Raw genomic sequence first — 21,606 nt, 5'->3', positions numbered from 1 at the left:
GGCAACGACCAGGAAGATGAGAACAAAGGTCTCGATCTTAGTGCTTCTGATTTTCGGTGTGCTCGCTCTAGGCTATACGCGCGTTCGTGGGTACCCGCCGTTCACATCTGAATTTGTGCAAACGTGTGATAGAGCAATCAAGGAGCGGCTGGTGGTTCCATCCACCTATGAACGGATTGGTGTAGACGAGTCTCGGAAGACAATCACGTTCGACGAGTTCTTCACGGACCCGATACGGGCTGCGTCCGAAGCCACAAGGAAAGCGATGGTCCAAGTCGCACGAGTGCCGCCGGTTCAGTATGTCGCGTTCATCGACTATCAAGCTCAGGACTCCGTCGGAGCCATCATTCGTGAAAGGGCAACATGCATTTTCAACTCACTTGATGGGAGCGACATGCCTGAACATACATATTGGGTGCAGGTCGACGGCGAACATAATATGGCGTGGGCTACGAGGCAGCCGAACGCCGCCACTCTCCTGCGGCGCCTGGGGGTAGCTGATTGATGGTCGGCGCTGGCCCTTAGCTGACCCACAACGCGACTTAGAGGTGTCCGCTTGCGAGAGCTGAGCGGAAAAGGTGGGTCTCGCGCGGCCGTCAGCCCGGCGAGTTGGTCGGAGCCGCAGTGCCTGAGAGGTCCGCCCTTACGGTCAGCCGCCGCGCGATCGGCGTCAGCATGTACGGCGCAAGATGAATCGGAAACTGCGTCAGCGCGAAATAGAGCCAGGTGGCCGGCGGCAGCGCGCCGGCGGTCGCGGCCAGCATCAGGCCGAGATTGCGCTGTGATACCATCAGCCCCAAGGCCAGCGCGCGCTCATAGCCGTTGCGGCGGAACAGCAAGGTCGTCACCGCGAGCAGCGTGAAATAGACCGCAAAGGCGAGCGCGGCGATGCCGACCGTGAACAGGGGATCGACGACGAAGTCATGCGCGACGTCGCCCATGACCGCGGACGCGAACATCAAGAGGATGACGATGTTGAAGCCGTCGATCGGCTGCTTGTGACGCTGGATCGCCTCGGCGCCGAAAATCCAGCGGATCATGGTCGCTGCGAACAGCGATACCGCGAGAATGCCGAGCAGTTTCAGCCCGAGCGTGAGCGGCGAGATGCTCAGCATGCCGCCGAGGAAGAGGCTCGCGAACAACGACGCGGTGAAAGGCACGACCGCGGTCGCGGTCACCAGCGTGACCAGCACGAGTGTGGCATCGAGCCCCATTAGCGCTGCGAGCGCAGGTGCTGCCATCATCGGCGAGGCCATGCTCTGGAGCATCAGCGCGAGCGACAGGCCGGGCGCGCGGTCGGTGAGCCCCGTGACATGCGCGGTCAGCCCGACGATCAACGGCACGCCGATCGTGGTCCAGGCCGTGGCGGTCGCCACCAGCGCCGGCCGGCGCAGATGGCCGTAAAGCGCCGCCAGATCGACCCGCATGAAGGAGATGCAGAGCAGAACGAGGATCGCTTCGGTGACATAGGGCCGCAGCAGCATGCCGAGCGGCGGCACCGCCAGCGCGATGAACACGACGGTCGCCACCGCGCGGGTGCCCTGGCCGCCAAGCCAGGTCAGGCCGCGGAGGGGAAGGGCAAGGAGAGTTGGAAGCGCGGACGACATTTTGATGATGGCGTTGTCATGGTTGGACGTCATTTTCGGGGACAATGCCCGCGTCGGCCCCCCGGGGAGGAGCCATCCGACTAAGGAGCCTTGGGACTGAGAAGCCTTGGGACTGAAGAGCCTTGGACTATCCCATCCGTGGGCCGGTCTGGCCAGAAGGCGGCGGGCAGGGCAGGAATGCCGCCCTTTCCCCGCCGTATTCGCCGTGTTAACCGGATGGCCTGCGAGCGGCGGTATGCCCTGTAGAATGTCCAACAAGCCCGATTCGCTGTTGAAGCCGCGCGAGATATGTTTCGAACCCTTACCCTGACAGGTCTTGCGGCGCTTTTGGCCGCCACCGCGCTGACGGTGGCGACGCCTGCGCAGGCGCAGATCGGCACGATTTTCTCCGATCCGCCGCCGCTGCGGCCGCCGGGGAGCATCCCCCGTGGCGGGCAGCCGCAACCGCAGCCGACCCCGGACGACGACGAAGAGGTGCCCGAGCTGCCGCCGCAGGGCCGCGTGCTGCCGTCGCGCCCAATGCCACCGCAAAGCCGGCAAGGAAATATTATGCCGGGGCCGGTCGAGAGCCAGCCGCTGGCGCCGCCGCCCGGTACGACCGTCGCTCCACAGAATCAGCCGCCGGCTGTCGCCGTGGCACCGCCAGGCGGGCCTGGTCAGCATCAGCCGCCGCAGAAGGGCGGGCCGCAGCAGGGCGCCGTACCGCAGGCGTCGGCAAGCCTCCAGCCGGGCGACGAGGTCGTCACCGAGCCGCCGGCCCAGAAGATCGTGAACAAGAAGGCGACCTTCTCGGGCCTCGACAAGATCACCGGCCGCATCATCAATTTCGATGAGGATATCGGCGAGACCGTGCAGTTCGGCGCGCTGCGCGTGAAGACCGACGCCTGCTACACCCGGCCCGCGACCGAAGCCGCCAACACCGACGCCTTCGTCGAGGTCGACGAGATCACCTTGCAGGGCGAGGTGAAGCGGATCTTCTCCGGCTGGATGTATGCCGCGAGCCCGGGCCTGCACGGCGTCGAGCACCCGATCTACGACATCTGGCTCACCGACTGCAAAGAGCCGCAGCAGACCATCGCGACCGCGGCGCCAGATCCCGCGACCAAGCCCGCACCGCCGCCGCCTCCGGCGCAAAAGAGGGCTGCGCCGAAGCAGGCCGTGCAGCAGCGTCCGCCGCAGCCTCTGCCGCCGATCCAGCAGCAGCCGGCGCCACCGCCGCCTCCGCCGCCGGAGCAACGGCCGGGTCTGTTCGGTATCCCCGGGTTTGGCCGCTAGGCCAAATCCCCCGGGTTTGGTGCTAGACCAAATTCCCGAGGGTCTGGCCGCCAGGCTTGGCGTGGGTCTATTGACGTGAGGCGATGATCTCGAGCGCGCGTGCGCCCGGGATCGCGTCACCGGCCGGCAGTTTCAGGAAATCCCCGGGCTCGCCGGCGAGCGCCTTGTCGAGCAGCGCGGTGTAGCGTCGCCGCGAGATCTCGGCCGCACCAAAGCTCTTCAGATGTTCGGTGACATATTGCGTGTCGAGCAGCTCGAAGCCGCCATGGATGAGACGCGCGACCAAGTGCACCAGCGCTACCTTGGAGGCGTCGCGGGCGGTGTGGAACATGCTCTCGCCGAAGAAGGCGCGCCCCAGGCTTACGCCGTAGAGCCCGCCGACGAGGTCGTCGCCCTGCCAGGCCTCGACGCTGTGGCAATGGCCGAGCTCGTAGAGGCCACCATAGAGGTCGCGGATGCGCTTGTTGATCCAGGTGTCCTCGCGTCCGGCCTGCGGCGCGGCGCAGCCGGCGATCGTCGCCTTGAACGCGGTGTTGACGGTGACGCGAAACGCGTCCGAGCGCACGGTGCGCGCAAGCCGCGAGGCAATGCGAAAACCATCGAGCGGGATCACGCCGCGCATTTCCGGCTCGACCCAGAACAAGGTCGGGTCGTCGGCGCTCTCGGCCATTGGAAAGATGCCGCAGGCATAGGCGCGCAGCAGCACGGCCGGCGTGATTTCAGACGAGGCGGAGTCGCGCGAATTCATAGTGCCCGATCATAGCAGGAACGCGATGCGCGTGCGATGGGGGGCAATTCCGGATGCGTAAAAATCAACCCACAGCGGCGCTGTTCGCCTTGTCGGCTGCGGCGGGGGTGCGGCGGAACCGCAGGATGATGCGGGTTCCGGAATGGTTGGGATCGCGCTCGACAGTGGCGTCCAGCTTGGAGGCCATGGCCGCGACGATGCGCTGGCCCATGCCGGTGGAGCGCGGGTCGGCCTTGACCTTGTCGCCGACGCCGTCATCGCTGATCGACAGCAGCAGATCGTCTCCCTGCGAGGTCAGCTCGACATGAATGGGGCCGGCGCCGTCGGGATAGGCGTATTTCACCGCGTTCATCACCAGCTCGTTGACGATGATACCGACGGCGACGGCACGGTCCGGGTCGATCTCGATCGGCTCGGCCTTCACCGTCAGGCGCGACATCCGGTTGCCTTCGGCGGAACGCCTGAGATCCTCGAGCAGGGAGTCCAGATACTGGTTGAGCACCACGCTCTTCAGATCCTGCGAGGTGTAGAGGCGGCGGTGCACCTGGGCGACGGCGGCGACGCGGCCCATCGCGTTGGTCAGCGCGGCCTTGACCTCTTCCCGGGCGGCGGAGCTCGCCTGCAAATGCAGCAGCGAGGCGATGATCTGGAGCGAATTGCCGACGCGGTGGTTGACCTCGCGCAGCAGCAGTTCGCGCTCGGCGGCAAGCGCCGCGTAGCGGTCGCGCGAGGCATGGATCTCGGCCTCGGCTTCCTCGCGCGCGCGCTGCAATGCGGCCTGGCGCAGCGCGCCTTCGGCCGCGACATGCAGCAGCGGGATGAAGTCACCCTTGACGTCCTTGACCAGATAGTCGGCCGCACCCGCCTTCAGCGCGGTGACCGCGATGCTGGAATCCTGCGAGGCCGTGACGAAGACCACCGGCGGAGCGTCCGGGATCGCCATGATCTGCTCGAGCGTCTCGAGCCCGTCGAGACCCGGCATGTACTGATCGAGCGCCACCACATCGATGCAGCCCTCGGAGCCTTGGGTGCTGGCGCGGCGGATGCGATCGAGGCCTTCCTCGCCGCTCGCGGCATGAACGACCTTGTAGCCGCGTCGCGTCAAGCCACGATCGACCAGGCGCGCCAGTGCTGCGTCGTCGTCGATATAGAGCAGTGTTGGCATGGGCTGGGTCATGAGGCGGCGGGCGGGACCTGGATGACCGAGAAGAACAGGCCGAGCTGCCGGATGGCGTTGGCGAAATTCTCGTAGTTGACGGGTTTGGTGATGTAGACGTTGCAGCCGAGCTCGTAGCAGCGCTTGATCTCCTGGCTGTCGTCGGTCGTGGTCAGCACCACCACGGGCGAAGCCTTGAGATATTTGTTTTCCTTGATCTGCTTCAGGATATCGATCCCGCTCATGTCGGGCAGGTTGAGGTCGAGCAGGATCAGGAGCGCGTTGCCCTTCTGGGCCAGCCCGCTGCCGTCGGCGCCGAACATGTGCTTCATCGCCTCGGTGCCGTTGGTGAACGACACGATCTCGTTGTTGACCCCGGAGCGGCGGATATTGCGCTCGATCAGCCGGGCGTGGCCCTCGTCGTCCTCGATCATGATGATGGTGACCGGCAGTGTCATTGGTCCGCGTTCCGGTTGCTGGCGTTCCAGTTGATGGGCAGCGTGATCGTGAAGGTGCTGCCCGCGTTCAGTTCCGACGATACCGACATCGTGCCGCCGAGACGACGCACGAGTGCACGTACATGCGCAAGACCGATGCCTTGGCCGGGCTTGTCCTGGGTTCCCGCCCGGCGGAACAGGTCGAAAATCCGCTGATGATCCTTCGGATCGATACCGCGGCCGTTATCGCTGATTTCGAAGATAGCGTAGCCGAGCTTGGTGCGCCCGCGAATTCTGATCTCGCCGGGCACGCCGTTCTTCAGATACTTGATCGCGTTATCGATCAGATTGGAGAAGATCTGCTCCAGCGCAAGGCGGTCGCTGACGATATTCGGCAGCGGCTCGATGTGGATCTCGGCGTGCGCTTCGGCGGTCTGATGCGCCAGCGACGACACGATGGTCTCGACGAAGTCGCGCGTATCGATCCTCTCCGGCTGGAACTCACGCCGACCCTCGCGGGTGAGGTTGAGGATCGCAGAGATCAGCCGGTCCATCCGGGCGATCGAGGATTTGATGAAGCCGAGCGCTTCGGAAAAGTCCGCCGAAAGCTGCTTGTCGGGGCCGTCGAGCGGCATGTCGCCGACATCCAGGGACGGACCGTCCGCCGGCACGCCGGTGAGCCCTCCGATCCGTCGAAAAATGTTCTTGCCCAATTCTTCGAGCTCGCTGGTGAAGCCCATGATGTTGACCAGCGGCGAGCGCAGATCGTGGCTGACGATATAGGCAAAGCGCTGGATCTCGTTGTTGGCTTCGCGCAGATCTGCCGTGCGATCGTCGACGGTGGCCTCGAGATTGAGGTTGGCTTCGCGTAGGCGCGTCTCGGCGTCGTCGCGGGCGCCGGCAGAGCGCCTCACCAGCCAGACCGAGAGCAGGGCGAACACCACTACGAGGCCGGAGCCGATGCCGGTCATCGACGCGGCGAACGTCTGGCTGCGGTCGGCGTTCGCCGAACGAATCCGAAAAAGCCGTTCCTCCTCGGCGATCATCTCGCCTGCGAGGCTGCCGATCGCGGCGGTGGTGTTGCCAGCGGCCGCTTCGCGGACCAGCGCCGCGGCCTTGTCGGGCTGGCCCTGCCTGATAAGATCGATCTCGCGCGCAAATTGGCCGAGGCGGGTCTCGATCGCCGCACTCAGCTTCTCGATGCCATCGCGCTGTGCGGGATTGTCGCCGGTGAGGCGCGTGACACGGTCAAGCGCAGGAATGATTGCGGCGACGGCCTTCTCGTAATCGTCCTGGAATTCTGGTCCCAGCGTCAGGAGATAGCCGCGCAGGTCGCTCTCGGCGCGCCGGACTTCGAGCAGCAGACCATTGATCCGGTTCTCCACCTCGATGGTGTGAACCACCCATTTGCTGTCGTCTCGGGCTTGGTTGACGAGATAGACTGAGCCGGCGCTGATCACGGTCAGCACCACAAGTCCTGCCGCGAATAGCAGGATCTGCCAAATTGCACGCCGTCGGAGAGCCTCCGCCGTCACGACGCTCTCGCCTTGCACAAAACAACGGAATTCAAAACGCCCCCTTGGAACTGTCCCCAATCGTCCCTAATGCGATTGGGCTCAAAGGGTTCCATGGGCCGAGAAGGTTATTTCGCAGTCGGTTCCGCCTGGCCTGCGAGATACTGTTCCAGCCAGTGGATGTGGTAGTCGCCGTCGATAATGGATGGTTGACGTACCAGGTCGCGGAACAGGGGCAGCGTGGTCTCGATGCCCTCGACCACCATCTCGTCCAATGCCCGGCGCAGCCGCATCAGGCACTCGGCGCGGGTCTTGCCGTGGACGATCAGCTTGCCGACGAGAGAGTCGTAATAAGGCGGGATCGTGTAGCCCTGATAGACCGCGGAATCGATGCGGACGCCGAGGCCGCCTGGCGGATGATACTGCGTGATGCGGCCCGGCGAGGGACGGAAGGTCTGCGGGTTCTCCGCATTGATGCGGCACTCGATGGCGTGGCCGATGATCTGGATCTCGCTCTGCTTCGCCGGCAGATCGCCGCCGGCGGCGATACGGATCTGCTCCAGCACGAGATCGATGTCGGTGATGCTCTCGGTGACGGGATGCTCGACCTGGATGCGCGTGTTCATCTCGATGAAGTAGAACTCGCCGTCCTCGAACAGGAACTCGATGGTGCCGACGCCGAGATATTTCATCTCGCGCATCGCCTTCGCGCAGGTCTCGCCGATCTTGGCGCGCGCGGCGGCTGCCAGCACGGGCGAGGGGCCTTCCTCCCAGACTTTCTGGTGGCGCCGCTGCAGCGAGCAGTCGCGTTCGCCGAGATGGATGGCGCCGCCACGGCCGTCGCCGAGGATCTGGATCTCGATATGGCGCGGCTTCTGGAGGTATTTTTCGAGATAGACGGAAGCGTCGCCGAAGGCCGATTTGGCCTCGTTGGCAGCGGTCGATAGCGCCAGCTGGAGATCAGCCTCGCTCTGCGCGACCTTCATGCCGCGGCCGCCGCCGCCGGCAGCCGCCTTCACCAGAACCGGGAAACCGATTGTCCTCGCAATCGCCATCGCGTCGTCGCCGGGCCCAACCGCACCGTCGGAGCCGGGCACCACGGGGATGCCGAGCTTCTTGGCGGTCTTCTTGGCCTCGATCTTGTCGCCCATCAGGCGGATGTGCTCGGCCTTGGGGCCGATGAACTGCAGATTGTGCTCGGCAAGGATCTCGGCGAAGCGTGCGTTCTCCGACAGGAAGCCGTAGCCGGGATGCACTGCGTCCGCGCCGGTGATCTCGCAGGCCGCGAGCAGCGCGGGCACGTTGAGGTAGCTGTCCTTGGACGGCGGCGGCCCAATGCAGACGCTCTCGTCCGACAGGCGCACATGCATGGCGTCCGCGTCGGCGGTGGAGTGCACGGCGACGGTCGCGATCCCGAGCTCCTTGCAGGCCCGCAGGATGCGAAGGGCGATCTCGCCGCGATTGGCTATGAGGATCTTGTCGAACATGGTGCCTCGAAGGGCGAACAGGGGAATAGCGGATAGCGAGCGGCGAATAGCGAGCAGGGAACGGTCATACCATTCGCTATTCGCTACTCCCCATTCGCGTCACTCAATAATCACCAGCGGCTCGCCGAACTCGACCGGCTGGCCGTCCTCGACCAGGATCTGCGTCACCGTACCGGCACGCGTCGAGGGGATCTGGTTCATGGTCTTCATTGCTTCGATGATCAGCAGCGTCTGGCCGACCGAGACCTTCGAGCCGACCTCGATGAACGGCTTGGCGCCGGGCTCCGGTGCCCAATAGGCGGTGCCGACCATTGGCGAGGTCAGGGCGCCCGGATGCTTCGACATGTCTGGCGCGGCAGGGGCAGCGGCTGGTGCCGCGACGAGCGCGGGAGCCGCATGCGCCACCGGAACGGGCATGGTCGCGGCAACGCTGATGTTGCGGGCAACGCGCAGGCGCAGGCCCGCGCGCTCGATCTCGATCTCGGTGAGGCTGGTCTCATCGAGTAGCAGAGCGAGCTCGCGAACGAGCGCGGAATCCTCGCTGGAAAACTTTGCGGCTGCTTTGTCGTCTGGCTGGCGCGCCATGTTCTTTGATCCGAATGTTCTGTGTGAGGAGGGAGCGTCAGGCTTTGGGCTTGGTGCCGACCTTGGCGGCAAGGCCCTGGATGGCGAGGCGATAGCCCTCGATGCCGAAGCCGCACAGCGAGGCGAAAGCCGCGCGCGCGGTGTAGGAGTGGTGACGGAAACTCTCGCGGGCGTGGATGTTGGTCACGTGCACTTCGACCGTCGGGATCTGCACCGCGAGCAACGCGTCGTGCAGAGCGATCGAGGTGTGCGAATAGCCGCCGGCATTGATGATGATGCCCTTCATCTTGCGGGCGTGAGCCTCGTGGATGAAGTCGATCAGCTCGCCTTCGCGGTTGGACTGCCGGCAGTCGGCCTTGAGGCCGAAGGTCGCGGCCGTCTCCCGGCATAGCGCCTCGACGTCGGCCAGCGTCGCATGGCCGTACTTCTCGGGCTCGCGCGTCCCCAACATGTTGAGGTTCGGCCCGTTGAGAACGAGGATCGTGTCGGTTGCTGCTTCGGCCATTCCTGTCCCGGAAAGGTGTTTCGGCGTGGCGGGGGTTATAGGTAACAAAGTGACCTAGGGGAAGCCTTGAAGGGCCTCCGGGACCGCATCAGACACCTCATCCAGTGTGCAAAAACCTGTGCGGAAACCACGGAAATTGCTTGTTAACCAGTCCAAAGCGTGGCTGCCGGCGAACGCAAAGGGGCGGGCATCGCTGCCCGCCCCCAAGAGCTTAACGGTCTCAGCCCTTACACGTCGAGAACGGCCACGATCTCGTAAGTGTTGGGATCGACGATCACGAGCTGATTGTGGACCACGATGTAGCGATAGTCGCGCCACTCCGGATAGATCGTCACGACCCGCGACGGCAGGGTGTGAAATTCGATCCCCTCGCGCGGCACGCGGGTGCCGACGGAGATCGAGAAGTTCACGTGCTCGACGGGCTTCACGTGCTCGTCCCGGATCACGGACGTGATCTGGGTGCGCTGCTCCGTCGAGAGCTTGGCGCCCGCGCCGGCCTGGCCGACCGTGGTCCGCGAGTTCGCTTCGCCCTGGGCGTTCTGGTTGGTGCGCGTCTCGTTGCCCTGGCGATTCTCGGCGTTGTTGGTCGAGGTGCCGGTCTTGCTGCCCTCGGCCTTCTGATTGGTGTCGCGACCTTCGCGGCCTTCAGCCTTCATGTCCTTCGCGCCGGACTTGCTGGTGTCCTGGCTCATGCTCTTGGACTTGTCCTGCTGGGACTTGTCCATCTGGCCCTGGGCATGCTCGTCGCGGCCCTTGGTTGCACCGGACTTCTCCTCGGCCGCGTTCTTGTTCATCTCACGGCCGGAGTGCTCGTCCTTCGTGGCGCCCGAGGACTTCTCCTCAGCCGCAGCGCCGGACTTCATGGTGCTGGAGCCCCCAGCCTGGCCGACGGTGCCCTTCTCATGGCTGGATTCCTTGCCCATCGAGCTGCCGTGTTCGGCCGCGCCCGAGGACTGCGAGTGCTGCGTCGGCTGCGCGCCGGCGCCGCTTTCGCGGTTCGTCCCCTGTGCGTTCGCCAGTCCGGTGCCCGCGACGAGCGCGAGTGCGGCAACCGAGATCATAAAGCGATTAGACATTGAATTCTCCTCACGTGTTTCTTTTGCGTCATTGCCCGCGCCACCAACGAAAGGAGATTTGAGTTGTTCCGGAACATCTGCTGTTCCCAAGCATTTGTTTCCTAAATGCGGGATGAACGCCCGCGCCGGATTCACGCCAGGATTTGTGCAGAGCTTTGGCCAACGAAAAAGGCCGGCTTTTCAGCCGGCTTCGTTGCGCGCGCGCGTTGCAAGCCTGCGTCAGCAGGTCGCTTTGCCGCAGCGGGCAATGCCGATCTTTTCCTTGAGGCCGTCGAGGCCGACGGCGCCGACCACGATCTGCTTGCCGATTACGTAGCTCGGCGTGCCGTTCATGCCCATCGCTTCGGCGAGCTTGAAGTTCTCCTCGATGGTGGCGCGCACCTCGGGGCTTGCGATGTCCTTCTCGATCTTGGCAGTGTCGAGGCCGGCTTCCTTGGCAGCTTGAAGCGCGCGCGCCTTGTCGGCAGCGCCGCGGCCGCCGAGCAGCTTCTGGTGGAAGTCGAGATATTTCTTGCCCGAGGGGTCCTGCATGCGCACGGCGACCGCGACTTGTGCGGCTTCGACCGAGCCCTGGCTCAGGACCGGAAATTCCTTCAGCACGATTTTCAGCTTCGGATCGCTCTTCATGAGGTCGAGCATGTCGCTCATCGCGCGCTTGCAGTAGCCGCAATTGTAGTCGAAGAACTCGACGAAGGTGACGTCGCCGTCCTTGTTGCCGAGCACGACCTGGCGTGGCGAGTTGAAGATCGCATCCGAGTTTTGGGCGATGCTGGCTTCGTGCTTCTCGGTCTCGGCCGCGGCCTGGCGCTTGCTGAGCTCACCCATGGCCTCCTCGAGCACTTCGGGATGGCTGACGAGGTAGTTCTTGACGATGGCCTCGATGTCGGTGCGCTGGGCATCCGAGAAGCTGTCGGCCGAAGCCGGTGTCGTTGCGCCGAACATGGCGAGAGCAAACAGCGCGGGAGCGAGCAGGCGCAGCGAAGGCATTGGCAAATCCTCTTATCCAGAGCAGGTTTCGAAAAAAACGTCCCGGCGGACTTAAGCTAGTGTCGTGACGTCAAAGCGGCAGTTGTCGTGATCAGGCGTCATTCTGGCCGCCTGTATGCTAGTTGCGTGGCGGTTTCGACGCCACGATATCGTCGGCCTTGACCCATCCGGGAGTGCCGACGGCGAAACGGGTTTTCGCGCGCGTGGCGAGTTCGCGAGCGGTCTTGTTGTCGCCGCGCAGATAAGCGGCCTGGGCCGATGCGAGATCCGCCTCGGCATAGTCTCCCTTTCGGCCATAGGCCATCGCGAGCTGCATATAGCCGAGAGGGGCTTCGGGCTCGCGTCCCACCGCTGCACGGAGAATCCGAATGGCGTCGTCCGTGTAGGCCTTATTATCGGTTCCAACCAGCGCCTGCCCAAGTAACATCTCGATGAGGGGGGCGTTGTTCGACAACTGGACCGCCTTGCGCAGCGGGGCGATGGCATCGGCCGGCTTGCCGCTCTCCAGCAGGGCCTGGCCACGAACCTCGTAGAAGTACGGGTTGTTCGGCTGCACCGCGATCAGCGCGTCGATCTGGGTTAGCGCGCTGCGCAAATCGCCGTGCAGATAGGTGCTGATAGCATGGGCATAGCGTGCCGGCATGCTGTCATTGGTCAGGGGATAGCGGCGGTACACGAGCTCCGGCCGCTCCATGAAGGCGGAGATCTTGGCGCGCACCATGTCATGGCGAAGCTGCAGTGCGGGATCGTCCTTCTTGTCCCAATACGGGCTGGTGCTGGCGAATTGCTGGAGTGCGGCGACGCGCTCGGCGGGCATCGGATGCGACTGGAGATAGGGGTCGGCACCACGTGCTGCGAACAGGCTCTCGCTGGTGAAGCGCCTGAAGGTCTCGTACATGCCCCTCGGCGACTGCTGGGTCGCGGTCAGGAACTTCACGCCGGCGCGGTCAGCGTTCTCCTCCTGCTGGCGCTGATAGGAGAGCAGCGAGCGGCGGATCATCTCGCCCGGTCCGGCAATCGCGGCGGCGCCGGCATTGGCAAGCCCGTTATTGCCGGGGCTGTTCGAGCCGCGGCTGGCGCCTGCGACCAGGGCGCCTGCGCCGAGCAGCATGGCGATGATCATCTGGGTCTGGGCATTGGCGAGCTGCTCGCGCATCTTTGATAGATGGCCGCCCGCCAGATGCCCGGTCTCGTGCGCGAGCACGCCGATCAGCTGGTTCGGCGTCTCCGACTGGAGGATCGCGCCGTAATTGACGAAGATGCGGTGGCCATCGGCGACGAACGCGTTGAACGAGTTGTCGTTGATGATCACCATCTGGATGTTCTGCTTCTCCAGACCGGCGGCGCGCAGGATCGGGCGCGTGTATTCGCGCAACAATTGTTCGGTTTCGGTGTCGCGCAGGACCGGCGGCCCCTTGCCGCCCTCCTGGGCCCGCGCCGCCGAGAATGGCGACAGCACCATCGCCGCTGCCGTCACGAGGGTGGTCAGCGCGGAAGCCTTCCTGCGCAATGCGAGTTGGAGCAACATCAAGCGGTCTGGGTCAAACGATTTGAATGCAGTTTTGTGATTGGTTTTGGCGATTGGCGGCGGACCGGATACGCGATATGCCCTTATGAGCCGTATAATGCGGCCAGTCTTGGGCGCAAGCGCCCTGTTCCGGATCGGACAGCCCGATCCGCCAGCGAAATAGCAGAAATCGATGCACGATGCGACATTGAGGAACCGGGTAGGGCAGTGGCTCGAGCCGTCCCGCCGCAGTGATGTTCCTCCCTTCATGGTGATGGACGTGATGGCTGCAGCGGCCCGGATCGAGGCGGCCGGCGGAAATGTCATCCACATGGAGGTCGGCCAGCCCGCGGCCGGCGCGCCGAAGACTGCAATTGCGGCCGCGCAGGCGGCGCTCGAAGCGGGGCGGATCGACTATACCTCGGCGCTCGGCATTCCCAGCCTGCGCGCGCGCATCGCGCGGCATTATCGCGATGCCTATGGCTGCAACGTCGCTCCGGACCGGGTCGTGGTGACCACGGGCTCCTCCGGCGGCTTCATCCTGGCCTTCCTGTCGATGTTCGAGCCCGGCGATCGCGTCGCGGTGACAGTGCCGGGCTATCCGCCTTACCGCCACATCCTCACCGCGCTCGGCTGCGAACCGGTGCTGATCGAGACCACCAACGAGACGCGCCACGCGCTGACCGGCGAGGCGCTGCTCGCCGCCCATCGCAAGGCGCCGCTCAAGGGCGTGCTGGTCGGCAGTCCCGCCAACCCGACGGGAACCATGATGTCCAGGGAGGCTCTGGCCAGCCTGATCGCGGCGGCCGAAGATGCCGGCATCCGTTTCATCTCCGACGAGATCTATCACGGGCTCGACTACGCGTTTCCGGCAGTGACGGCGGCACAGCTGTCCCCGCACGCACTCGTGATCAACTCGTTCTCGAAGTATTTTTGCATGACGGGCTGGCGCGTCGGCTGGATGGTCGTGCCCGACATCCTGGTACGCCCCATCGAGCGGTTGCAGCAAAACCTCTCGATCTCGGTGCCGTCGCTGTCGCAGGTTGCGGCTGAAGCCGCCTTCGATGGTGCGGCCGAGATGGAGGAGATCAAGCACGGCTATCAGGAAAACCGCCGCATTCTGATCGAGGGATTGCCGAGGGCCGGTCTGACCCGGTTCCTGCCGGCCGACGGCGCGTTCTATCTCTATGCCGATGTCTCCGATTTCACCTCGGACAGTTTCGACTTCGCCAAGCAGATGCTGGAGCAGGCCCGCGTTGCGGCAACGCCGGGGCTCGATTTCGATCCGATCCATGGCCGCTCGTTCATCCGATTCTCCTACGCGCGCTCGGCTGCAGAGATGCGGGAGGCAGTTGACCGGATCGCTCACTGGCTTAAATAGCCGCGAGTTTCGAACAGCCTTCCGGAGTGCATCTTGTCTGACCGAACCGTACAGTCCGCCGCCACACCGCATTCTCCTCTCGCCGCAGTGATGTGGCCGACCCGACCGGGCGAAACCGTCGGCGGCTTGCGCGCATTCGTCCTGGTTGCGCTTGGCACCGCGTTGATGGCGCTATCAGCCAAGGTGAACCTGCCGCTGCCTTACGTGCCCATGACGTTGCAGAGCCTCGTCGTGCTGATGATCGGCGCCGCCTATGGCTGGCGCCTTGGCAGCGCAACCATGATCGCCTACCTCGCTGAGGGCGCAATGGGACTGCCGGTGTTTGCCGGTCCGGTCGGCGGACTTGCGCCGCTGGTCGGCCCGACCGCCGGCTATCTGTTCGGCTTCGTCGCCGCGGCTTTCGTCACAGGTTGGCTCGCCGAGCGCGGCTGGGATCGCAGCGTGGGTCTGCTGTTTGTGGCGATGGCCGTCGGCCATGTCGTCATTTTCGTCGGCGGGTTCGGCTGGCTGGCCTTCGGCCTTGGCACTGCGAAGGCCTGGCAGGTCGGCGTCGCACCGTTTATAGCGGCATCGCTGATCAAGAACGCGCTGGGTGCGACCCTGATGCCGGCGGCACGCCGGATCATCGATCGCCGGTAAAGCGCGCAAGTCACTAAAGCTCGTAAGTCCGAGCAGTTCCAATTGACAGGGCCGGCCAAGTTGATCTTGGCTGGCTCTGAGTTTTGAGGGGGGAGTGAAACGATGACGACGACAACAATGGCGGGCGCGCCGGTTGCGCCAGCCTCGGCCAAGCCGTGGTACAAAATTCTCTATGTGCAGGTGCTGATCGCGATCGTGCTCGGCGCCATCGTCGGCTGGCTGTGGCCGTCAGTTGCGACCAATGACTGGATCAAGGCGCTCGGCGACGGCTTCGTCAAGCTGATCAAGATGGTGATCGCCCCGATCATCTTCTGCACCGTGGTCTCCGGCATCGCCCACATCCAGGATGCCAAGAAGGTGGGACGAATCGGCGTCAAGGCGCTGGTCTATTTCGAGATCGTCTCGACTTTCGCGCTGGTGATCGGCCTCATCATCGGCAACGTCGTGAAACCGGGCGCAGGCTTTGGCAACGCGGCAGCCAACGCACAAGCGGTTGCCAAGTTCGCTGATCAGGCGAAGGCGCAGAAATCCGTCGACTTCATCCTGCACATCATTCCCGACACCGTGGTCGGCGCCTTCGCGCAAGGAGAGATCCTGCAGGTGCTGCTGTTCTCGGTGCTGTTCGGATTCGCCATCATGGGACTCGGCGAACGCGGCCACGTCATCCGCAGCTTCATCGACGAGGCGGCGCATGCTGTATTCGGAGTCATCTCCATCGTGATGCGCGCGGCACCGCTCGGTGCGTTCGGCGCGATGGCCTACACCATCGGCAAGTTCGGCACCGGCGCGATCCTCAATCTGATCGGGTTGATCGCGACGTTCTACGTCACTGCGGCGCTGTTCGTGCTCGTTGTGCTCGGCACAGTCGCGCGTTTCGCCGGCTTCTCGATTTTCAAGTTCCTGGCCTACATCAAGGACGAACTCCTGATCGTACTCGGCACCTCGTCGTCGGAAAGCGCGCTGCCGTCCTTGATGGAGAAGCTCGAGCGTCTCGGCTGCTCCAAATCGGTGGTCGGCCTCGTGGTGCCCACGGGCTATTCATTCAATCTCGACGGCACCAACATCTATATGACGCTGGCGACGCTGTTCATCGCACAGGCGCTCGGTGTCGATCTCACCTTCGGCCAGCAGCTCACGATCCTGGTCGTGGCGATGCTGACCTCGAAGGGTGCCTCCGGCATCACCGGTGCGGGCTTCATCACGCTGGCCGCGACGCTCGCCGTGGTCGATCCGCGTCTCGTGCCGGGCATGGCGATCGTGCTCGGCATCGACAAGTTCATGAGCGAGTGCCGCGCACTGACCAATCTCTGCGGCAACGGCGTGGCCTGTGTGATCGTCGCCTGGTGGGAAGGCGAGCTCGATCGCGACAAGCTCAACGCGGGACTGAGCCGACAGATCGATCCGACCGACATGGAGACGGCTGTCACGACGGACTGATCTGCAAGCCGCATCTCACGGTGCGTCGCGCCGTCAGATTTGGAAGTAATAGGGCTGGTCGAGATCCTCGATCAGCCCTTTTTCTTTCGGCGCCCAGCCGAGAGCGGCGCGCGTCTTCGCGCTCGACGTCGGCACATCGACGCCGGCGAATTGCGCGAACCAGCCGAAATGCCCGGCCGCTTCGTCCTGCGATTTCGAGACCACAGGCAGGCCCAGCCTTTTGCCGATCACCTCCGCAATCGTCTTGAACGGGATGCCTTCCTCGGCGATCGCGTGATAGCGCGGTGCGGTTGCGCCCTGTTCGAGCGCGAGCCGATAGACGCGGGCAGCATCGACGCGATGCGCGGCCGGCCAGCGGTTCATGCCCTGGCTAATATAGGCGGCGGCGCCCTTCTCGCGCGCGATCGCAATCAGGCGCGGGACGAAACCGTGGTCGCCTTCACCATGGGTCGTCGGCGGCAGCCGAACCACGGCGGCGCGGACGCCGGGCAGTGACAGCGCGGTCGATTCCGACACGCGCGGAAAGTGGTGCGCCGACTCATCGTCCTCGGTCGCGAGACGGCCGGGCGCCAGCAGGGCCACGCCGGAGGTGACGATGAGCGGACGGTCCGAACCCCTGAGCTCCTCGCCGAGCGCGAGGATGGCGCGGCGGTCGAGCTCGCAATTGTCCAAAAATTTCGAGAAGTCGTGGTTGAAGCCGAGGTGCAGCACACCGTCGGAGCCGGCCGCGCCGCTGCGCAAGGAGGCGTGGTCCTCCAGCGAGCCGCGGTGGACTTCGGCGCCCATCGCGGCGAGCGATGCGGCGCCCGCATCAGAGCGGGCGAGGCCGAGCACGCTATGGCCGGCGGCGATGAGGTCCCGGACGACGGCAGAGCCGACGAAGCCGGTGGCGCCAGTGACGAATACACGCATGAGCAGTTCTCCAGTGTTGGTAGGGGCCAGCATCTGCGCTAGAATTATCCGGGTAAAGTAGTGAGATTATCAGGGTATAATAGCTAACAGGATGAGCGAGCCCACCAGCGAGAACCTGCTCGGGACCTATCTCAAGGACCGTAGAACCCGGCTCGATGCGGCTGCCTTCGGCTTTGGCGGCAGCCGCAGGCGCACGCCGGGGCTGCGGCGCGAGGAGGTGGCGCAGCGGGCCAGTATCAGCCCGACCTGGTACACCTGGCTGGAGCAGGGCCGTGGTGGCGCGCCGTCGGCCGATGTGCTCGACCGCATCGCCCGCGCCCTGATGCTGACCGATGTCGAGCGGGAGCACCTGTTCCTGATCGGGCTCGGCCGTCCGCCCGAGGTCCGCTACCAGGCCAGCGGAGCCGTCTCGCCGCGGCTTCAGCGCGTGCTCGATGCGCTCGAGACCAGCCCGGCCATCATCAGGACCGTGACTTGGGACGTCGTCGCCTGGAATCGCGCGGCAACGATCATGCTGACCGATTATTCAAAGCTCCCGCGGGAGCAGCGCAACATCCTGCGCCTGATCTTCTCCGAACCGCGCGTGCGGGCTGCGCAATATGATTGGGAGAGCGTGGCCCGTTTCGTGGTCGCGGCGTTCCGGGCGGATGCGGCGCGCGCCGGCGCAGTCTCGCATGTCGCCGAGTTCGTCGACGAGATGTGCCGTCTCAGTCCCAAATTCGCGAAGCTGTGGGCCGACAACGACGTCCGCAGCTACGGCGAAGGCGTCAAGCATCTGCGCCATCCCGTGCTCGGCCCGATCGCGTTCGAATATTCGGCCTTCGCGGTTGACGGCCGGCCCGATCTCGGCATGGTCGTTTACAATCCGGCGACGCCTGCGGATGCCCAGCGCATCAGGAACGTTTTGGCCGAGCATTCCGACTGACGGATTTCGCGTCCTCGCCCGTTTAATCCGCATCTCTCTTGATGGGGTGGGCGGCATCGTGGGCAAAGCGGCAGTGAATCGGATCGTGCTGGAGGCGGCGGAGCATTTTGCAGCCGGTCGGCCGGATCAGGCGGAGATGCTCTGCACCGAGGTCTTGAAGGCGGACCCGGATCATGTGCCGGCGCTGCATCTGGCCGCGGTCGCGGCTTTCGTCAGCGACCGCGCGGCCGACGGCGCGGCGCTCCTCAACCGCGTGTTTGACATCGATCCCGGCCATGCGCCGGCGCTGACGACACTCGGCGATGCGCTCGCGGTCAAAGGCGAGCATGAAGGCGCGGTGGCGGCATTCCAGCGCGCGCTGCAGCGGCGGCCGGGCGATGCCGGCCTGCACAACAAGCTCGGCGTGGCGCTGGGCGAGCTTGCGCGCTTCGGCGAGGCCGAGACGGCTTATCGCCGTGCGATCGCGCTCGATGCGGGTCTGACGCGGGCATGCTTCAACCTCGCCGTCGCGCTCGCGGAGCAAGGGCAGCTCATCGAGGCGGAGGATGCCTATCGCGCGGTGATCGCGCGCGAGCCCGCTTTTCGCGGTGTCTGGCTCAATCTCGGCAACGTCCTTGTGGACCAGAATAGATTTGGTGAGGCCGAGGCCGCTTACCGCCATGCCCTGGCGATTGATCCGGGCGATGTCGGCTTGATCTGCAATCTTGGCGCGTCGCTCTATCGGGAAGGATTGCTCGAAGAGGCCATCGTCCAGTATCGCCGCGCCATCGCGCTCGCGCCCGACAACCTCGCAGCGCTGCGCCTGCTTGGCCTCGTCCTGCATGAAGCTCGTCATTTGGACGACGCCGCCAAAATCTACCGGCAGACATTCGCGCGCGACCAGGCCGATCACATGATCGCCACCAATCTCGGGGCCTGCCTGTCCGATCTGGGTGAACTCGACGACGCCGCTGCTTCCTGCGAGCACGCGTTGCTTCTCAAGCCCGATCACGCGCCGGCGTATACCAATCTCGGCATCATCTTCGAGAAGCAGGAACGCGTCGTTGACGCAGTCGCCGCGCACCGCTGCGCGGTTGCGGCCGATCCGTCCTATGCCAAGGGGCACGCCAACCTCGCAGTCGCGTTGCGCAATGCCGGCGAGATCGACGAGGCGCTTGCGGTCTCGGCCCGCGCGGTCGCGCTCGATCCGGAGCAGCCGCTCGCGCAATACAACCACGCGCATTTCCTGCTGATGAACGGCCATTTTGCCGAGGGGTTCGAAACCTATCGGTGGCGACGCAAATGCAAGACGCTGTCGGACGGCGATCCCAGCTTCAGCGAACCGGAATGGCAGGGCGAGCCGCTCGCAGGCCGCACATTGCTGCTGTTCGCCGAATACGGCCTCGGCGATGCCCTGCATTTCGTGCGTTACCCGCCGATGGTGACCGCGTTGGGCGGCAGGATCATCCTTCAGGTGCAGCCCGCGCTGGCCGCGCTGCTGCGGCAATTGCCCGATGTCACCGTGATCGCGCGCGGCGAGGCGCTGCCGCCATTCGATCTGCAACTGCCGCTGATGAGCCTGCCGCGCCTGTTCGGCACCACGCTCGATAATCTGCCTGCGGCGGTTCCGTACCTGCATCCCGATGCCGAGAAGCTCTCGCGCTGGCGGGCCGCGCTCGGTCACGAGACACGGCTGAAGGTCGGTGTGGTCTGGGCCGGCAATGCCAAGCACAAAGGCGATCGGCAGCGCTCGCTGTCGGCCGAGGCGTTGCTGCCGCGCCTCGTGATGCCAGGCGTGCAGCTCTACAGCTTGCAAAAGGAGCCGCGCGCCGAAGACGGTCGGGTGCTGGCCGCGCTTGGTGACGACGTCGTCGATCTCGCGCCAGCGCTCGGCGATTTCGCCGACACGGCGGCGGCGGTTGCAGCGCTCGATCTCGTCATCACCGTCGACACGTCGGTTGCGCATCTGGCCGGCGCGCTCGGACGTCCGGTGTGGATGCTCACGCCTTACGCGCTCGACTGGCGCTGGTTGCGCGATCGCGAGGACAGCCCGTGGTATCCGACCATGCGGCTGTTCCGTCAGCGCAGCCCCCGCGAATGGGACGACCCGTTGATGCGCCTGACGGCTGCGCTTGCGGTGCTTGCCGCGAAGTCCGAGGGCTAGAACCGCTCTGGCCGGTACGGCGTCGGACTGATCGATGGCGTCTCGCCGCTCATCATTTCCGCGAGCAGGCGTCCGGTGGCAGGTCCGAGCGTAAAACCCTGGTGACCGTGGCCGAAGTTCATCCAAAGACCAGGGTGGCGCGGGGCGGGGCCGAGCACGGGCACCATGTCCGGGGTGCAGGGACGGGTGCCGAACCACGGCTCCGGTTCGGCGCGCTTGCCGAGATCGATCAGCTCTCGTGCGGATGCTTCGGCACTGGCGAGTTGCACCGGTGTTGCGAGTGCATCCGGCCCCGTTAGCTCGGCGCCAGTGGTGATGCGGATGCCCTTCGCCATCGGCCCCATCGCGTAGCCGCGGCCCTTGTCGACCAGGGGCAGGTCGAGCGAGGAACCTCCGCTGTAATGCATGTGGTAGCCGCGCTTGCGCACCAGCGGAATCCGGTAGCCGAATTTGTGCAACAGATCGGGCGACCACGGCCCGAGGGTCACGACGGCCGCGGCCGCATCGATCCGCCCCTGGTCGGTATCGACCGACCAGCCGGTCGCGGTCTGCTGCAGCGACTGCGCATCGCCGAGCACGATCGTTCCGCCGAGGCGCTCGAACAAATTGGCGTAGGCTGTGACCAGCGCCCCCGGATCGGACACCGTCCAGGTGTCGAGCCAATGGATCGCGCCGGGAAGGTCGTCGCGCAGGATCGGCTCGGCCTTGTTGAGCTCGCGGCCCGACAGCACGCGAAAGTTCACGCCGAATTCGCGCTGGTCTTGTTCCGCGTCCTTGATCGAGTGGTCCAGGGCCGCAGCGTCGCGATAGAGCGCGCGATAGCCGGCGCGGCGGATCAGATTGTCGGCGTGGGCTTCGCGGATCAGGATGTCGTGCTCGGGCGTCGCGTAGGCGATCAGCCGCGCCCAGGCGGCGATCGCCTCGCGATGTCGCTTCGGCGCCGAATGCCACCAATAGCGGAGCAGGGGCTCGACGTGGCGATGCAGCGAGGACAGGCTGTAGCGCACGTCGTTGGTGCGGCCGGTCGCGATCCTCACGAGCGAAGCGAGGTCGCGCGGCATCGGATAGGGCCGCACCGCCTCCGCCTGGATCATGCCGGCATTGCCGTAGCTGGTCTCGCGGCCCGGCTCCCTGCGGTCGACCAGCGTGACCGACCAGCCGCGCTGCCTCAGATGCACCGCGGCGCCCACGCCCACCATGCCGCCGCCGAGAACGATTGCGCTTTGCATCGGATTTGACCTCGCCAAATCAAAACCGCCCGGCTTGGCCGGGCGGTTTTATCTGG

Annotated in this window: 19 protein-coding genes and 1 pseudogene; 7 read left to right on the top strand and 13 right to left on the bottom strand. The window is 65.0% G+C overall.

The features are described from left to right. The first annotated feature begins 16 nt into the window (after window positions 1-16). On the top strand, window positions 17-505 hold the full coding sequence (locus tag JJE66_RS20640) for a hypothetical protein (protein WP_200516352.1): 489 nt from the start codon (window positions 17-19) through the stop codon (window positions 503-505). Window positions 506-596: 91 nt separating this feature from the next. Here JJE66_RS20640 and JJE66_RS20635 read toward each other — a convergent pair whose 3' ends face one another. Continuing rightward, window positions 597-1,607 carry a Na+-dependent transporter gene (locus JJE66_RS20635; protein ID WP_200518604.1) on the bottom strand — a complete coding sequence of 337 codons (1,011 nt, stop codon included), beginning with the start codon at window positions 1,605-1,607 and terminating at the stop codon, window positions 597-599. Window positions 1,608-1,854: 247 nt separating this feature from the next. Here JJE66_RS20635 and JJE66_RS20630 point away from each other — a divergent pair. Continuing rightward, window positions 1,855-2,882: pseudogene (locus JJE66_RS20630) on the top strand (DUF2155 domain-containing protein). 67 nt (window positions 2,883-2,949) lie between these two features. Here the strand turns inward: JJE66_RS20630 and aat are convergent. The 10 genes from aat to JJE66_RS20580 all read right to left on the bottom strand — a co-directional run bounded on the left by aat (window position 2,950) and on the right by JJE66_RS20580 (window position 12,905). Then, window positions 2,950-3,630 carry a leucyl/phenylalanyl-tRNA--protein transferase gene (gene aat, locus JJE66_RS20625; protein ID WP_200516350.1) on the bottom strand — a complete coding sequence of 227 codons (681 nt, stop codon included), beginning with the start codon at window positions 3,628-3,630 and terminating at the stop codon, window positions 2,950-2,952. 64 nt (window positions 3,631-3,694) lie between these two features. Beyond that, window positions 3,695-4,807, bottom strand: a complete 1,113-nt coding sequence (locus tag JJE66_RS20620; RefSeq protein WP_200516349.1) for a sensor histidine kinase — start codon at window positions 4,805-4,807, stop codon at window positions 3,695-3,697. Next, window positions 4,804-5,244, bottom strand: coding sequence for a response regulator (locus tag JJE66_RS20615; protein WP_200516348.1), 441 nt, complete (start codon window positions 5,242-5,244; stop codon window positions 4,804-4,806). The genes JJE66_RS20620 and JJE66_RS20615 overlap by 4 nt, the downstream gene beginning before the upstream one ends. Beyond that, window positions 5,241-6,758 carry a CHASE3 domain-containing protein gene (locus tag JJE66_RS20610; RefSeq protein WP_200516347.1) on the bottom strand — a complete coding sequence of 506 codons (1,518 nt, stop codon included), beginning with the start codon at window positions 6,756-6,758 and terminating at the stop codon, window positions 5,241-5,243. Before JJE66_RS20610 ends, JJE66_RS20615 begins: the two co-directional genes overlap by 4 nt. A 107-nt stretch (window positions 6,759-6,865) precedes the next feature. Then, window positions 6,866-8,224 (bottom strand): acetyl-CoA carboxylase biotin carboxylase subunit, encoded by a 1,359-nt coding sequence (accC, locus tag JJE66_RS20605; protein ID WP_200516346.1) that lies wholly within the window; start codon window positions 8,222-8,224, stop codon window positions 6,866-6,868. Window positions 8,225-8,323: 99 nt separating this feature from the next. Further along, entirely contained in the window at window positions 8,324-8,809 is a 486-nt protein-coding gene (gene accB, locus JJE66_RS20600) for an acetyl-CoA carboxylase biotin carboxyl carrier protein (protein WP_200516345.1), read from the bottom strand. Window positions 8,810-8,846: 37 nt separating this feature from the next. Further along, window positions 8,847-9,314 carry a type II 3-dehydroquinate dehydratase gene (gene aroQ, locus JJE66_RS20595; protein ID WP_200516344.1) on the bottom strand — a complete coding sequence of 156 codons (468 nt, stop codon included), beginning with the start codon at window positions 9,312-9,314 and terminating at the stop codon, window positions 8,847-8,849. A 227-nt stretch (window positions 9,315-9,541) separates the two neighbouring features. After that, a complete protein-coding gene (locus tag JJE66_RS20590) occupies window positions 9,542-10,390 on the bottom strand; it encodes a DUF1236 domain-containing protein (protein WP_200516343.1) in 849 nt (282 codons plus the stop codon). A gap of 219 nt (window positions 10,391-10,609) precedes the next feature. Continuing rightward, window positions 10,610-11,377 carry a DsbA family protein gene (locus JJE66_RS20585; protein WP_200516342.1) on the bottom strand — a complete coding sequence of 256 codons (768 nt, stop codon included), beginning with the start codon at window positions 11,375-11,377 and terminating at the stop codon, window positions 10,610-10,612. A gap of 118 nt (window positions 11,378-11,495) precedes the next feature. Continuing rightward, window positions 11,496-12,905, bottom strand: coding sequence for a M48 family metalloprotease (locus JJE66_RS20580; protein WP_200516341.1), 1,410 nt, complete (start codon window positions 12,903-12,905; stop codon window positions 11,496-11,498). Between the two features lie 172 nt (window positions 12,906-13,077). Here JJE66_RS20580 and JJE66_RS20575 point away from each other — a divergent pair, with 172 nt between their 5' ends. From JJE66_RS20575 to JJE66_RS20565, 3 genes are all read left to right on the top strand, one after another. Beyond that, complete coding sequence (locus tag JJE66_RS20575) at window positions 13,078-14,265, top strand: pyridoxal phosphate-dependent aminotransferase (protein ID WP_200516340.1); 1,188 nt, start codon at window positions 13,078-13,080, stop codon at window positions 14,263-14,265. A gap of 90 nt (window positions 14,266-14,355) precedes the next feature. Further along, window positions 14,356-14,904, top strand: a complete 549-nt coding sequence (locus tag JJE66_RS20570; RefSeq protein WP_200518602.1) for a biotin transporter BioY — start codon at window positions 14,356-14,358, stop codon at window positions 14,902-14,904. 102 nt (window positions 14,905-15,006) lie between these two features. After that, window positions 15,007-16,341, top strand: a complete 1,335-nt coding sequence (locus JJE66_RS20565; RefSeq protein WP_200516339.1) for a dicarboxylate/amino acid:cation symporter — start codon at window positions 15,007-15,009, stop codon at window positions 16,339-16,341. Window positions 16,342-16,374: 33 nt separating this feature from the next. On the opposite strand, the gene JJE66_RS20560 is transcribed toward JJE66_RS20565, so the two are convergent. Beyond that, the gene (locus JJE66_RS20560) at window positions 16,375-17,253 is read right to left on the bottom strand and encodes an SDR family oxidoreductase (RefSeq protein WP_200516338.1); all 879 of its coding nucleotides are present in this window, start codon (window positions 17,251-17,253) and stop codon (window positions 16,375-16,377) included. Window positions 17,254-17,344: 91 nt separating this feature from the next. Here JJE66_RS20560 and JJE66_RS20555 point away from each other — a divergent pair, with 91 nt between their 5' ends. After that, window positions 17,345-18,178, top strand: a complete 834-nt coding sequence (locus JJE66_RS20555) for a helix-turn-helix transcriptional regulator (RefSeq protein WP_200516337.1) — start codon at window positions 17,345-17,347, stop codon at window positions 18,176-18,178. 58 nt (window positions 18,179-18,236) lie between these two features. Further along, window positions 18,237-20,321: a tetratricopeptide repeat protein gene (locus tag JJE66_RS20550; RefSeq protein WP_311979934.1), complete on the top strand. Its 2,085-nt coding sequence runs from the start codon at window positions 18,237-18,239 to the stop codon at window positions 20,319-20,321. Here the strand turns inward: JJE66_RS20550 and JJE66_RS20545 are convergent. Continuing rightward, window positions 20,318-21,550 (bottom strand): FAD-binding oxidoreductase, encoded by a 1,233-nt coding sequence (locus JJE66_RS20545; protein WP_200516335.1) that lies wholly within the window; start codon window positions 21,548-21,550, stop codon window positions 20,318-20,320. The two genes, JJE66_RS20550 and JJE66_RS20545, sit on opposite strands and share 4 nt — an antisense overlap. Window positions 21,551-21,606 lie beyond the last annotated feature (56 nt).

Source organism: Bradyrhizobium diazoefficiens, assembly GCF_016612535.1.
GTDB lineage: Bacteria > Pseudomonadota > Alphaproteobacteria > Rhizobiales > Xanthobacteraceae > Bradyrhizobium > Bradyrhizobium diazoefficiens_C.
This window is presented reverse-complemented; position numbering and strand designations above follow the sequence as displayed.

Bases quoted from the DNA above. Each gene is read 5' to 3' on its own strand.
- JJE66_RS20635 (WP_200518604.1), bottom strand. From the start codon at position 1,607: ATGTCGTCCGCGCTTCCAACTCTCCTTGCCCTTCCCCTCCGCGGCCTG.
- JJE66_RS20590 (WP_200516343.1), bottom strand. From the start codon at position 10,390: ATGTCTAATCGCTTTATGATCTCGGTTGCCGCACTCGCGCTCGTCGCG.
- JJE66_RS20575 (WP_200516340.1), top strand. From the start codon at position 13,078: ATGCACGATGCGACATTGAGGAACCGGGTAGGGCAGTGGCTCGAGCCG.
- JJE66_RS20555 (WP_200516337.1), top strand. From the start codon at position 17,345: ATGAGCGAGCCCACCAGCGAGAACCTGCTCGGGACCTATCTCAAGGAC.
- accB (WP_200516345.1), bottom strand. From the start codon at position 8,809: ATGGCGCGCCAGCCAGACGACAAAGCAGCCGCAAAGTTTTCCAGCGAG.
- JJE66_RS20640 (WP_200516352.1), top strand. From the start codon at position 17: ATGAGAACAAAGGTCTCGATCTTAGTGCTTCTGATTTTCGGTGTGCTC.
- JJE66_RS20570 (WP_200518602.1), top strand. From the start codon at position 14,356: ATGTGGCCGACCCGACCGGGCGAAACCGTCGGCGGCTTGCGCGCATTC.
- JJE66_RS20560 (WP_200516338.1), bottom strand. From the start codon at position 17,253: ATGCGTGTATTCGTCACTGGCGCCACCGGCTTCGTCGGCTCTGCCGTC.
- JJE66_RS20620 (WP_200516349.1), bottom strand. From the start codon at position 4,807: ATGACCCAGCCCATGCCAACACTGCTCTATATCGACGACGACGCAGCA.
- JJE66_RS20580 (WP_200516341.1), bottom strand. From the start codon at position 12,905: ATGTTGCTCCAACTCGCATTGCGCAGGAAGGCTTCCGCGCTGACCACC.
- accC (WP_200516346.1), bottom strand. From the start codon at position 8,224: ATGTTCGACAAGATCCTCATAGCCAATCGCGGCGAGATCGCCCTTCGC.
- aat (WP_200516350.1), bottom strand. From the start codon at position 3,630: ATGAATTCGCGCGACTCCGCCTCGTCTGAAATCACGCCGGCCGTGCTG.
- JJE66_RS20585 (WP_200516342.1), bottom strand. From the start codon at position 11,377: ATGCCTTCGCTGCGCCTGCTCGCTCCCGCGCTGTTTGCTCTCGCCATG.
- JJE66_RS20565 (WP_200516339.1), top strand. From the start codon at position 15,007: ATGACGACGACAACAATGGCGGGCGCGCCGGTTGCGCCAGCCTCGGCC.
- JJE66_RS20615 (WP_200516348.1), bottom strand. From the start codon at position 5,244: ATGACACTGCCGGTCACCATCATCATGATCGAGGACGACGAGGGCCAC.
- aroQ (WP_200516344.1), bottom strand. From the start codon at position 9,314: ATGGCCGAAGCAGCAACCGACACGATCCTCGTTCTCAACGGGCCGAAC.
- JJE66_RS20545 (WP_200516335.1), bottom strand. From the start codon at position 21,550: ATGCAAAGCGCAATCGTTCTCGGCGGCGGCATGGTGGGCGTGGGCGCC.